We start from the raw sequence: 12,228 nt of genomic DNA on the forward strand, positions 1-12,228 counted from the left end.
GCCAAATCCATGCATGATCACAGAATCTCTCCCGAATCCGGAATTTTCGATGCGCTATTCAGCTTTCAGCCTGCTCAAGAACGCCCTCAACGGCAATAAGGACTGGAAGCCCGCTTGGCGCAAACCCGACCCGAAACCGGCCTACGACGTCGTCATCATCGGCGGCGGCCATGGTCTTGCGACAGCCTATTATCTCGCCAAGGAGCATGGGATTCGCAATATTGCGGTCGTCGAAAAGGGCTGGCTCGGCTCCGGCAATATCGGCCGCAACACGACCGCGATCCGTTCGAACTATCTCCTCACCGAAAACCAGCACTTCTACGAAGCATCGATGAAGCTCTGGGAAACGCTATCGCAGGACCTCAACTACAATGTGATGTTTTCCCAGCGCGGCGTCATCAACCTCGCCCATACGCTGCCACAGCTCGACGTTTACGCCCGTCGCGGCAACCAGATGCGTCTCAATGGCATCGATTGCGAGTTGATGAACCCGCAGCAAATCAAGAAACTGATCCCCGGCCTCGACATCAGCAACAATGCGCGTTTTCCGATTCTCGGCGGGCTCATGCAGCGCAGTGCCGGAACGGCGCGCCATGACGCAGTCGTCTGGGGCTATGCCCGCGCCGCCGACCAGCTTGGCGTCGATATCATCGAGAACTGCGAGGTCACAAGCTTCCTCAAGGATGGCGATACCATTACCGGCGTCATGACGACGCGCGGTCCGATCAAGGCCAAGAAGGTCGGCTGCGCGGTGGCCGGCCATACCAGCGAACTCATGCGCCGCGCCGGTGTCGACCGCCTCCCGCTTGAATCGCACGTGCTACAGGCCTTTGTCTCCGAGGCCCTGAAGCCCGTTGTCGACACGGTCGCGACCTTCGGCGGGGGACATCTCTATTTCAGCCAGTCGGACAAGGGCGGGCTTGTGTTCGGCGGCGATATCGACGGCTATAATTCCTATGCGCAGCGTGGCAACCTTCCGGTCGTCGAAGATGTAATGAGCGAATTCGTCGCCGTCATCCCGGCACTGGCACGCGTCAAGCTGCTTCGCTCCTGGGGCGGCATCATGGACATGACCATGGACGGCTCCCCCATCATCACGACGGGGCCATTGCCCGGCATGTATTTGAATACAGGCTGGTGCTATGGCGGGTTCAAGGCGACGCCGATTTCGGGAAAATGCTTCGCCTGGACCATCGCCAAGGATGAGCCGCACCCGCTTTCCGCGCCGTTTACGCTCGACCGGTTCTATCGCGGCTATGTCATTGACGACAAAGGGCAGGGTCCCACTCCAAGACTGCACTAATGGCTCAGGACCAGACTTGTTCTCGGTGAAAGACGTCCGTTTACAAAACACTGGAAATTGTCACATTTCGATTCAGTCAGAAGATGAAGGTCGAACAAGTTTGGACCTCTGCCGCCGCGCCGGCGGAGGGTATTCCACGCGCGGGACGAAATCCTCACGCCTGCGTTAGGCGTTTACTTATAAATGCATAAGCTTCGTGAAATATTGGGTGCCAATTCTCATCCAAACACTGACCCACAGGATGCCAAAAGAAAACGAACACATGGCCGTAATCATCTTCAGTAACGTACTGCCAGGTGTCGGGCAGACCACGCGAAACAACGCTGAAGAAGTGCCATGTCTCCCGTTCGGGTCCTATTCGGTGTTGCCCAAGAGGCATCATTGTTGATGGCGGGATCAGACCGCTTTCCTCGCGCAGTTCCCGCACCGCAGCCTGCCGTGGTTCTTCTCCAGCTTCAATCGTTCCTTTGACAAATTGGTTTCCCGCACAGGGATGGATGAACGCCAGCACTTCCATCTGGCTGTCACGCACTCTCACTACAATCGGGCAGACTTTTTGTTGTGTACTCATGCGGAGAAAGGAGCCTGACAGACAGCACGCGTCAATAACAGGTTTGCGTAATTTCGTGTTTCCCGAAGTCGCAGCATGGTTTTGGATACCTTATGGCGTAGTAAGAGGAGACGGCCTTTTTTCATTCAAATGAGGTGTGCCGGCAATCCCTGCCCGAAGGATAGAAATCTGCGGATTGCCACCGCAATAGCCTGAAAACTTGCATATCGAGGCTACAGCCATCCAGCCCGCCTTTTGCGAATCGAGACTCTGGCCCTAATGGATTCTTCCTTGATGTACGCCTAAGGCGTCGTTCGTTCCTTCACCTGCTTGATCGCAGTATCGAGCCGCGAGGCTGCAATATCCGAGGGCTGAACGGGGTCCGTTTCCGCGACGAGCGAGGCCGGCTCCACCGGCCTCTCCGATAATGCGGAAGCCTTACGCCGCCGCACCTGGGATGCCTCGATCATTCCGATTATCAAGGCAATGCCCAAGGCGACGCCTACCGGCAGGATAATGCCCTTATCGACGCTGAAAATTGTCCCGATGATGACCACGGCAACGATAAGCCACCGCAGCGGCCGGATGCCATGTGCTTTCTCTTCGCGGGCGGTGTCTGTATCGACAGGCAATTCCGCAACTGGCGCGACATCTTCCGGCAAAGACCGATCTTCGGCTGCGCCGCCGATCGGTTGCGAAGGTTGAGTGGCTTGTGCCAGATCCTCTACCGGAAAGGGCTGTGTGTCGCCATCGGCTGGGAAGACGCCGCGCGCTTCTTCGTCGCCACGCCGGTTGAGTTCGGCCTTGATCGCGGCCATCTCGGCGCGCAAGCGATCAACTGCCTCCTGTTCGGCTTCCTCGGGGGTGAGACTGCGGGCCGTTTCGGGCCATGATCGCTGCAGATCGTCGCTCGCTGCGGCCAGACGCAAAGCGCGCATCCGATGATAGCGTTCGAGCTCGCTTTCGTGACGAAACGATGGCCCGGACTCTCCAGCGGGCTCCTCCGGCTGGCCCGCAAACGAGAGCAGCGACCGTGGCCGCTTCTTCGTCTCGTTCTCGCGATTACTCATCTGCAACCCAACTCCAGCACTGCCGTAACCTGTGTCTTTCGTTCATAGACGAAGGTTAATTCAATCTAAAGTCACGTCAAAAATAAATGGTTAATCGGAACCTGCACAGGTCAGTGGCGATCGGCGGTTGACCCGAAGCACCGGAGCGGATCAAAGTGCGCCAAAATCAGGGAGAAAGATAATGGCTGAGAATGTGGTTTTGGTCGGGTGCGGCAATATGGGTTTTGCCATGCTCAAGGGCTGGCTCGATGCCGGCGTGCTGAAGCCGGGCCAGGTGCATGTCGTGGAACCGACCGACGCGTTACGGGAACGGGCGGCAGGATTGGGGGTGGAAGCCGTTGCCAATGCCAGCCGCCTGCCGGACGACCTTGCGCCGCGTGTCATCCTCGTCGCGGTCAAACCGCAGGTCATGGGCGACGTGCTTCCGGCCTATGAGCGTTTCGCCAGGACGGCGACATTCGTCAGCGTCGCTGCCGGCATCACGGTCGCATTCTTTGAAAAGAACCTCGGCAAGGACGCCGCCATTATTCGCACGATTCCCAACACCCCCGCGGCGATCGGAAAAGGCATGATCGTCACCTACCGCAACAGCAATGTGGAGGACGAGGATGCGCGTTTCGTCAATACACTGCTCAAGACGAGCGGCGCTGTCGCTCAGGTCGCCGACGAGAGTCTGATCGACGCGGTGACCGCGGTGTCAGGCTCGGGCCCGGCCTACGTGTTTCATTTCATCGAATGCCTGACCGAGGCAGCAGTCACCGCAGGGATCGAACGTAGCACCGCGGAACTATTGGCGATGCAGACCGTCTATGGCGCGGGTGCGCTTGCTGCTTCGAGCAAGGACACGCCAACGACGCTACGCGAACAGGTCACAAGCCCCAACGGCACAACCGCTGCAGCGCTCAACGTGTTGATGGGGGAGAACCGAATGCAAAAGCTTGTCACCGAAGCTGTCGATGCGGCGCACCAGCGCGCCATTGAACTTGGCAAAGTTTGAGCTTTCACCCCTGCAAGGCTTGCTCTAGCCTGCGTGCATGAACGTTCATTCGTCCCCTGATATTATCGCGGCCATGCCGCAACGCGCTTACGGCGCCGCGCGGCTTTTCGTCAAACCCGTGAAGGGTCGTACCCGCATCGCCTCTCTCTATCAGGAGGGTTGCGCCAAGATTCGCCTGCCCGAGCGCGACGACCACGGTCTTGAAGCGGTGATGATCAACACGTCCGGCGGCCTGACCGGCGGCGACAGGATGCGCTGGGAGTTCGATGTAGCGGAGAACTGCAGGGCACAGATCACGACGCAGGCTTGCGAGCGCATTTATCGCGCGTCCGCCGATACCGCCGACGTCGAAACGAAGCTTCATGTCGGCGGAGAGGCTTCGCTGGCGTGGCTGCCGCAGGAAACCATTGTCTTCGATAGATCGGCGTTGCGCCGCAGCCTGAATATCAGTCTTGCCGGGACCAGCCGTGCACTGATCATCGAGCCGATCATTTTCGGGCGCAAGGCAATGGGCGAAAACATCGAGACTGCAACGATCCATGACCGCTGGCGCATCTGGCGCGACAACAGGCTCGTCCATGCCGAAGATTTTCGTCTTGGTCCGAATGCCGGTTCGATGCTCCGCCAACCGGCCCTGCTCGGCGGTGCTCGGGCCATGGCAACGGTATTGCTGCTCGGAGCCGATGCGGAGCGCCATCTCGATGCAGCCCGGAAAATAATTGGCGCGAAAGGCGGTGCCTCCTGCTGGTCTGGCAAGCTTCTTGCGAGACTGATCGACGGCGATGCCTATAACCTGCGAAAGCGGCTGGTTCCTTTGATCGAACTGCTGAACGAAGAGGCAGGCGTGCCTAAAGTCTGGGCAATCTAGACGCGAATGTAAGTACAATTTCTAGGGGAAACGATGAACCTCACTCCACGGGAAAAAGACAAGCTTCTCATTTCCATGGCGGCAATGGTCGCGCGCAGGCGGCTGGAGCGCGGCGTCAAGCTCAATCACCCCGAAGCCATTGCCCTGATCAGCGATTTCGTTGTCGAGGGCGCCCGTGACGGACGCTCCGTCGCCGATCTCATGGAAGCGGGTGCCCATGTCGTTACGCGTGAGCAGGTCATGGAGGGCATTGCCGAGATGATCCACGACATCCAGGTCGAGGCAACGTTCCCGGACGGTACGAAGCTTGTCACCGTGCATGAACCGATCCGCTAGGAGCAGACGATGATCCCAGGCGAAATCATCCCGGCCAAGGGCGACATCGAGCTCAACGCCGGCGCGAGCATGGTGACTTTGAAGGTCGCCAACAGGGGCGACCGGCCGGTTCAGGTCGGTTCGCATTACCATTTCTTCGAGACCAATTCCGCCCTCGACTTCGAGCGCGGAAAAGCCCGCGGCATGCGCCTCGATATTGCCGCCGGCACCGCAGTCCGCTTCGAGCCCGGACAGGAGCGCGACGTCACGCTAGTGCCGCTCGGCGGGAACCGGACCGTCTACGGATTCCAGCAAAAGATCATGGGCAAGCTTTGAGAATACCGCTTGAATCTTTCATGCTGAAAAGCGACCGGAAGATCTCCGATCGCAACGCGCTTACCGAATTGCCGGGCAGAAGCGGGCGGTCAGCTCGGCTTCTTGGTGACCAGCGTCAGCAGACCCTTGGAATCAAGACTTGCGATGACAACGGCAGCGGACGTCAGGCCCTTTTCCTTGAGGGCGGCCGAAACCTGCGGCGACTTGTCAATCGAGGTCCGGAGCTTCTGTACGTCCGTATCGCTGCGCTTGGCGATAGCCTCGTTGACCTGGCTCTTGGTCCCTTCGGGCAGTTCGTTGATATCGACAATGTTGATGGTGGTGATCGGCGTCGCGCCGGCTTTTGCTGGCGCCTCGGTCTTGCCGGCCGGCTGTTCAGCCGACGGGGCCTGCGGAGCGGCGGACTGCGCGTAGGCAACGGATGTCGCCAGCGGGAATGCCGCACACAGCGTCAGGACTATCATCTTTCGCATCGTTTTTCCTTTCATGCGATTGGCGAACGATCATCTACTGATGACGGGCGCAGTTCACATGCGGAATTCGATCTGAAGCGGTCAGCAATCGGGTCTTGTCGGGGCAATAACACGGCGAGAATGTGTCGCGCTGAACCGGCAATACCGCAGCCTACTCATCCAAGAGGGAATGTTCATGCCCGCTAAAATCAGCCGTTCCGCCTATGCCCGCATGTTCGGCCCGACGACGGGCGACCGTGTGCGCCTTGCCGATACCGAACTCTTCATCGAAGTCGAGAACGACTTCACTGTCTATGGCGAAGAAGTGAAATTCGGCGGCGGCAAGGTCATTCGCGACGGCATGGGACAGAGCCAGATCGCACGGGCGGATGGTGCTGTCGATACCGTCATTACCAATGCCTTGATCGTCGATCATACCGGCATCTACAAGGCCGATGTCGGCCTTAAAGACGGTTTGATTGCCTCCATCGGCAAGGCCGGCAATCCCGACACGCAGGCCGGCGTTTCGATCATCATCGGGCCGGGCACGGAAATCATCGCAGGCGAAGGCAAGATCCTGACCGCTGGCGGCATGGACGCACATATCCATTTTATCTGTCCGCAGCAGATCGAGGAAGCGCTGATGTCGGGCGTGACCACGATGTTCGGAGGCGGAACCGGCCCGGCCCATGGAACCTTGGCCACCACCTGTACCCCCGGGCCATGGCATTTGGCACGAATGATCCAGTCCTTCGACAATATTCCGATGAATATCGGCCTTTCCGGCAAGGGCAACGCCTCGCAGCCAAAGGCACTCGTTGAAATGATCCTCGGCGGAGCCTGCTCGCTGAAACTGCACGAGGATTGGGGAACGACCCCTGCAGCCATCGATAATTGCCTGACCGTTGCCGATGAATACGACGTACAGGTGATGATCCACACCGATACACTCAATGAAAGCGGCTTCGTCGAGGATACGGTCAACGCCTTCAAGGGGCGCACCATCCATGCATTTCACACGGAAGGCGCCGGGGGCGGCCACGCGCCCGACATCATCAAGATCTGCGGACTGGCGAACGTCATTCCTTCATCGACCAATCCGACCCGGCCTTATACGAAAAACACGATCGCCGAGCATCTCGACATGCTGATGGTCTGTCATCATCTCTCTTCGTCGATCCCGGAGGACGTTGCCTTTGCCGAGAGCCGCATCCGCAAGGAGACCATCGCGGCTGAAGACATACTCCACGATATCGGGGCTTTCTCGATCATCTCGTCCGACAGCCAGGCGATGGGCCGTGTCGGCGAAGTGCTGATCCGCACCTGGCAGACGGCCGACAAGATGAAGCGGCAGCGCGGAAGCCTGCCGCAGGAGACCGGCGACAACGACAATTTCAGGGTAAAGCGGTATATAGCGAAATACACGATCAATCCTGCCATCGCGCAAGGGATCTCGCGGCATGTCGGTTCGATCGAAACCGGCAAGCGGGCCGATCTTGTGCTGTGGAACCCGGCCTTCTTCGGCGTGAAACCCGATCTTGTGCTGCTTGGCGGCTCGATTGCCGCCGCGCCCATGGGCGATCCCAATGCCTCGATCCCAACACCGCAGCCTGTGCACTACCGCTACATGTTCGGCGCCTATGGCCGCAATGTCAGCAATTCGTCGGTGACATTCGTGAGCAAGGCAGCTGAGGAGGCCGGCCTGCGGCAGTCGCTTGGCGTCGACAAGCAGTTCATCGGCGTCGAGAACACGCGCGGCGGCATTTCAAAAGCTTCGATGATCCATAATGACGCGACGCCTCATGTCGAGGTCGACCCCGAGACCTACGAGGTGCGGGCCGACGGCGAATTGCTGACCTGCGAGCCGGCCACTATACTGCCGATGGCGCAGCGCTATTTCTTGTTCTGACGGATGGTAAATTGATGAAAGAGCACTTCAAGCGGCTGGCCTACTACAATAAATGGGCCAATACCCGCATATATGACGCTGCCGCGACGCTCGACAGCGAGGACTATTATGCCGACCGGCGGGCGTTCTTCCGGTCCGTGCACGGCACGCTGAATCATATTCTGGCGATCGACAAATTGTGGTTCGGGCGGATTACGGGCAATCCCTACATTCCCCCGAGCCTCGACGTCATCCTTCATGACAACCTCGCGGATCTACGGGCGACCCGCGACGCATTTGACAATCACATCATCGATGTCATCGGCGACCTCGGCGAGGATCGCGTCACCGGCGTGTTCCGCTGGACGACGATGGAAGGCGCGCCCTATGCATCGACGCTCGATCGGTGCCTGACGCAGAACTTCAATCACCAGACACACCATCGCGGGCAAGTACACACCCTGCTCAGCCAGTTGACCGGCAATGCGCCGCCGCTCGACTTCTTCTTGTGTATGAACGACGATTTCAATGAGGAAGACCATTTGCAATGAAACGGGTGACCGATCACGACCACGCCGGGCACTATCATGGCGCACCGTTCGACAGCGTCGTCCTTGCCCATGATGAGCGGCATTTGCGGCGTAAGGTTCTGACCTTACGGAACGGCGAACAAATTCTCGTTGATCTGCCCGAGGCGATCGCCTTTGCCCATGGCGACGTCCTTGTGCTCGAAGACGGGCGGATGGCCGAAATCATCGCGGCTGACGAGCAGCTTTACGAGGTCGTGCCGCGCGATCGCCAACATCTTTCGGAGCTTGCCTGGCACCTTGGCAACCGTCACCTGCCGGCGCAGCTGGAAGAACGGCGGATCGTGATCCTGCGCGACCATGTCATCAAGTCGATGCTTGAGGGGCTGGGGGCAAGGGTCAATGAGATTGTCGCCCCCTTTCACCCGTTGCGCGGGGCGTATCATGGCGGGCACGGGCACCATCATCACGGGCACGAGCATGAGCATGAGCATGATTGAGGCCGTCGCTTACGTGAGGCCTGTGTCGTGAACACCCCTCACCTCATCCGCCTCATGATCTGGCTGTCGCCGGCGTTCCCCGTCGGGGCGTTTTCGTACAGCCATGGCATCGAGCGGGTGATCCACGACGGCATTATTCGCGACAGGGCGACGCTTGAAGACTGGCTGCGCGACCTCCTCCACCAGGGCTCTGTATGGAACGATGCCGTCCTTTTTGCTGCGGCGTGGAGCGAGCCTGATGCCGGTGAGGATATCGCCGCGCTTGGCGCGGCGATGGCGGGCTCGGCCGAGCGATACATGGAAACGATGCTGCAAGGTAGCGCTTTCATCCAGGCGGCAAGCCATTGGATGGCCGAGCAATCCGCAGACGATCTACCCTATCCTGTAGCTGTCGCGAAAGTCGCAGCCTCAAACGGTGTAGAACTCGAACCGGCGCTTGCGGCCTATCTCCATGCTGTCCTGTCCAACCTCATCCAGGGCGCGGTCAGGCTGGTGCCGCTCGGGCAAAGCCAGGGCGTTGCCCTTATGGCTTCGCTTGAGCCGGCGATCCTTGGCGTGGCAAGTGCCGCAGCACGGTCCAGCCTCGATGATCTCGGCTCGGCCGCGATCATGTCGGAAATCGCCGCCATGCAACATGAAACACAATATTCGAGGGTCTTTCGCTCATGATTTCCCAGAATGGACCATTGCGGGTCGGCATTGGCGGCCCCGTCGGCTCGGGCAAAACCACCGTCACGGAAATGCTGTGCAAGGCGATGCGCGGCAGATATTCCGTCGCGGTCGTCACCAACGATATCTATACGAAGGAAGATGCGCTCATTCTCAACCGCTTGCAGGCCCTGCCGGAGGACCGGATCATGGGTGTGGAGACCGGCGGTTGTCCCCATACGGCTATCCGCGAGGATGCGACAATCAATCTGCAAGCCATTGCCGAGATGAACAAGCGGCATCCCGATCTCGACATCATCTTCATCGAATCGGGCGGCGACAATCTGGCGGCGACGTTCTCGCCCGATCTTGCTGACCTCACCCTCTACGTGATCTCGGTGTGTCAGGGCGAGAAGATCCCGCGTAAGGGCGGTCCGGGCATCACCCGATCCGATCTCCTGATCATCAACAAGAAGGACCTTGCGCCCTATGTTGGAGCTGATCTCGAGGTAATGGATGCAGACACGAAGACCCAGCGCGGCGGCAAGCCCTATGTCTTTACGGATATGCTGCGCCGCGACGGGCTCGATGCCGTCATTGCCTTCATCGAAGCAGCCGGCGGCCTACGCCAGGCGGCTTAGCGCATCGCTGGGCTTGATCATCGCTTCGGCCAGAATCTCATAGGACCTGATCCGCGCCTTGTGATCGAAAATCTGTCCCGTGACCATGACTTCATCGGCGCCGGTGCGTTGAATGAACTCCCCTACACCGGCCTTGACCGTCGCGCGCGAGCCAACAACGCTGCATGACAATGCCTGGCGAAGAATGGCCTTGGAGTGCAGGTCGAGTGTTTCCTCGTAGTTTTCGACCGGCGGCGGCAGCGGGCCGGGCCTGCCGGTGCGCAAGTTTACGAAGGCCTGTTGCTGCGAGCTCTGCAGGAGTTTTGCCTCCGCATCTGTTTCGGCGGCAAAGACATTGAGGCCGAGCATCACGTAGGGCTGATCGATATGTCCCGAAGGCTCGAAGCGGGCACGGTAGATTTCGATGGCCCGCTCCATTTCCGCTGGCGCAAAATGCGACGCGAAGGCGTATGGAAGTCCGAGCGCCGCAGCAAGCTGCGCGCCGAAGAGGCTGGAGCCCAATATCCAGACCGGCACGTTCGTGCCCGCACCCGGTACCGCGATGACCCGCTGGCCGGGTTCCGGGTCGCGCAGATAGCCCATCAACTCGACCACATCCTGCGGAAAACCGTTGACGTCCTGATTGAGATTGCGGCGCAGCGCCTGCGCCGTGATCTGATCGGTCCCGGGCGCGCGGCCGACGCCAAGATCAATGCGGCCCGGATGCAGCGAAGCGAGCGTGCCGAAGGCCTCTGCTACCATCAGCGGCGCATGATTCGGCAACATGATGCCGCCAGCGCCCACGCGGATGGTCGAAGTTCCAGCGGCAATATGAGCGATGACGACCGCAGTCGCCGCGCTGGCAATACCGCGCATGCTGTGATGCTCGGCAAGCCACAAGCGGTTATAGCCGAGCCGTTCGGCATTCTGGGCGAGATCGAGTGAATTGCGAAGCGATTGCCCGGCATTGCTGCCTTCGGCGATCGGTGAGAGGTCGAGGACGGATATTGGGGTCATCGGCTTCATATAGGCGCGCCCCTGCGCGGCGCAATGCGCCCCCGCCGTTTCATGATTCACAAATATTGAAGCTTGTTTGAATTTGGAGGCTGACGCGGCCGCCCAACGGCTGGTCTCAGAGCGAACGGGAGTGAAGACGCAGCTCCGGCCCCTTAAGGGCACGCGTCTCCTGCGACAACTGCTCATCGGCCTCACGAATAGCGGTCTCGATGAAATAAGCGATCATCTCAAAACCTTCATCATCTGCCATGGCGCAGAGTCTCGAGAGTTCGTCTTTTAGTTCTTCAAGTTTATTGGCTCTCTTCGTCATTCCGTTCCATCCATCAAATGAATCCCGGCTCGCCCCATCACATCGGTCCGCCGGCACTAGCCATGCGAGCAACGCCGGGTGCAAGACGCTCCACGATACTTCCGCGGAATTCCCCCGTCATAGTTAATGTGCTTGTTGATTCCGACAAGACTTCGCACAAACAATAATCGAAACTTGCTCGTATTGAAAAGACCCCATATATCCTCAAATCATTGTGACAACTTGTAATAGTAATATAAACTTTCATTAAAATTTTACATGACGTTGCACAAGCCACTGAAAAGCTTGTTCTATTGCGTCAACCCGCAATTAAAGACTTATCAAAAATGTGAGAGCTGAACTTCGGCCTTGCCGCAGATTTTCTGTGATTTCGTCTTTACGGCCTGATCGATAATTCCAGATGCAAGGTCCGAGACGATCTCGACCGCGATAACCTCCGGAAGGCCGGTCTCTTTCATGCCCTTGCGCATCGCAGTTTCGCTGGCCTCGCTGGTGCCGCAAATATAGGCGCGCGCCTCAAGATAGGCTGCACGTTCAAGCTCCGGGTTGTTGACTTCGTCGCCCTCGCCGCCTTTTGGTACTGAAGACTGCACTTCGCTCTTGATGCTGAAAGCCTGGACAGGTGCATAGCCCGCGGCAACTGATATTATCAGCCCTGCTGCGAGTACGGGGATACATGATTTAGAGAATTGCATTGCCCTGCCCCTTCCAACCAAGTTCAAACGGCGCTCGCAGAATTGCTACTCGCCTCATTCATAGGTTGTTAACGGATGGGGACTGGTTCCGTTCCAATTGTATAGTCAACGCTCCGTGATAGAGGCGTGACG

General features: G+C 58.7%; 16 protein-coding genes. 10 read left to right on the forward strand and 6 right to left on the reverse strand.

Going from position 1 to position 12,228, the window contains the following annotated elements; genetic code table 11:
• Nucleotides 1-49: 49 nt before the first annotated feature.
• Nucleotides 50-1,303 carry a sarcosine oxidase subunit beta family protein gene (locus tag BR48_RS0104860; RefSeq protein WP_027230276.1) on the forward strand — a complete coding sequence of 418 codons (1,254 nt, stop codon included), beginning with the start codon at nt 50-52 and terminating at the stop codon, nt 1,301-1,303.
• A 154-nt stretch (nt 1,304-1,457) separates the two neighbouring features.
• On the opposite strand, the gene BR48_RS0104865 is transcribed toward BR48_RS0104860, so the two are convergent.
• On the reverse strand, nt 1,458-1,874 hold the full coding sequence (locus BR48_RS0104865) for an NUDIX domain-containing protein (protein WP_027230277.1): 417 nt from the start codon (nt 1,872-1,874) through the stop codon (nt 1,458-1,460).
• 281 nt (nt 1,875-2,155) lie between these two features.
• On the reverse strand, nt 2,156-2,923 hold the full coding sequence (locus BR48_RS0104870; protein ID WP_027230278.1) for a hypothetical protein: 768 nt from the start codon (nt 2,921-2,923) through the stop codon (nt 2,156-2,158).
• Nucleotides 2,924-3,104: 181 nt separating this feature from the next.
• On the opposite strand from BR48_RS0104870, the gene proC reads away from it, so the two are divergent.
• The 4 genes from proC to BR48_RS0104890 are packed head-to-tail and all read left to right on the forward strand — an operon-like array spanning nt 3,105 to nt 5,439.
• On the forward strand, nt 3,105-3,920 hold the full coding sequence (gene proC, locus BR48_RS0104875) for a pyrroline-5-carboxylate reductase (RefSeq protein WP_027230279.1): 816 nt from the start codon (nt 3,105-3,107) through the stop codon (nt 3,918-3,920).
• A gap of 37 nt (nt 3,921-3,957) precedes the next feature.
• Nucleotides 3,958-4,788, forward strand: a complete 831-nt coding sequence (locus tag BR48_RS0104880; protein WP_051614538.1) for an urease accessory protein UreD — start codon at nt 3,958-3,960, stop codon at nt 4,786-4,788.
• Between the two features lie 33 nt (nt 4,789-4,821).
• Entirely contained in the window at nt 4,822-5,124 is a 303-nt protein-coding gene (locus BR48_RS0104885) for an urease subunit gamma (RefSeq protein WP_027230281.1), read from the forward strand.
• A gap of 9 nt (nt 5,125-5,133) precedes the next feature.
• Nucleotides 5,134-5,439 carry an urease subunit beta gene (locus BR48_RS0104890; RefSeq protein ID WP_027230282.1) on the forward strand — a complete coding sequence of 102 codons (306 nt, stop codon included), beginning with the start codon at nt 5,134-5,136 and terminating at the stop codon, nt 5,437-5,439.
• A gap of 89 nt (nt 5,440-5,528) precedes the next feature.
• Here the strand turns inward: BR48_RS0104890 and BR48_RS0104895 are convergent, their stop codons facing one another.
• Entirely contained in the window at nt 5,529-5,912 is a 384-nt protein-coding gene (locus BR48_RS0104895; RefSeq protein WP_027230283.1) for a hypothetical protein, read from the reverse strand.
• 175 nt (nt 5,913-6,087) lie between these two features.
• Between BR48_RS0104895 and ureC the strand changes: the two genes are divergently transcribed.
• The 5 genes from ureC to ureG are packed head-to-tail and all read left to right on the forward strand — an operon-like array spanning nt 6,088 to nt 10,095.
• Nucleotides 6,088-7,800 (forward strand): urease subunit alpha, encoded by a 1,713-nt coding sequence (gene ureC / locus BR48_RS0104900; protein WP_027230284.1) that lies wholly within the window; start codon nt 6,088-6,090, stop codon nt 7,798-7,800.
• A gap of 14 nt (nt 7,801-7,814) precedes the next feature.
• A complete protein-coding gene (locus tag BR48_RS23815; RefSeq protein ID WP_081815758.1) occupies nt 7,815-8,330 on the forward strand; it encodes a DinB family protein in 516 nt (171 codons plus the stop codon).
• Nucleotides 8,327-8,806, forward strand: coding sequence for an urease accessory protein UreE (gene ureE / locus BR48_RS0104910; protein WP_027230285.1), 480 nt, complete (start codon nt 8,327-8,329; stop codon nt 8,804-8,806). The genes BR48_RS23815 and ureE overlap by 4 nt, the downstream gene beginning before the upstream one ends.
• A 54-nt stretch (nt 8,807-8,860) precedes the next feature.
• The gene (locus BR48_RS0104915) at nt 8,861-9,475 is read left to right on the forward strand and encodes an urease accessory protein UreF (RefSeq protein WP_051614540.1); all 615 of its coding nucleotides are present in this window, start codon (nt 8,861-8,863) and stop codon (nt 9,473-9,475) included.
• Nucleotides 9,472-10,095, forward strand: a complete 624-nt coding sequence (gene ureG, locus BR48_RS0104920) for an urease accessory protein UreG (protein WP_027230287.1) — start codon at nt 9,472-9,474, stop codon at nt 10,093-10,095. The genes BR48_RS0104915 and ureG overlap by 4 nt, the downstream gene beginning before the upstream one ends.
• Here ureG and BR48_RS23820 read toward each other — a convergent pair.
• The 3 genes from BR48_RS23820 to BR48_RS0104935 form a co-directional block, all read right to left on the reverse strand.
• Nucleotides 10,078-11,091: an LLM class flavin-dependent oxidoreductase gene (locus BR48_RS23820; RefSeq protein ID WP_036813875.1), complete on the reverse strand. Its 1,014-nt coding sequence runs from the start codon at nt 11,089-11,091 to the stop codon at nt 10,078-10,080. The genes ureG and BR48_RS23820 overlap by 18 nt on opposite strands.
• Before the next feature lie 115 nt (nt 11,092-11,206).
• Nucleotides 11,207-11,401, reverse strand: coding sequence for a hypothetical protein (locus BR48_RS0104930; RefSeq protein WP_027230288.1), 195 nt, complete (start codon nt 11,399-11,401; stop codon nt 11,207-11,209).
• Nucleotides 11,402-11,721: 320 nt separating this feature from the next.
• Nucleotides 11,722-12,096 carry a hypothetical protein gene (locus BR48_RS0104935; RefSeq protein ID WP_027230289.1) on the reverse strand — a complete coding sequence of 125 codons (375 nt, stop codon included), beginning with the start codon at nt 12,094-12,096 and terminating at the stop codon, nt 11,722-11,724.
• Nucleotides 12,097-12,228: the final 132 nt, after the last annotated feature.

The sequence above is a fragment of the Phyllobacterium sp. UNC302MFCol5.2 genome, assembly GCF_000686005.1.
GTDB lineage: Bacteria > Pseudomonadota > Alphaproteobacteria > Rhizobiales > Rhizobiaceae > Phyllobacterium > Phyllobacterium pellucidum.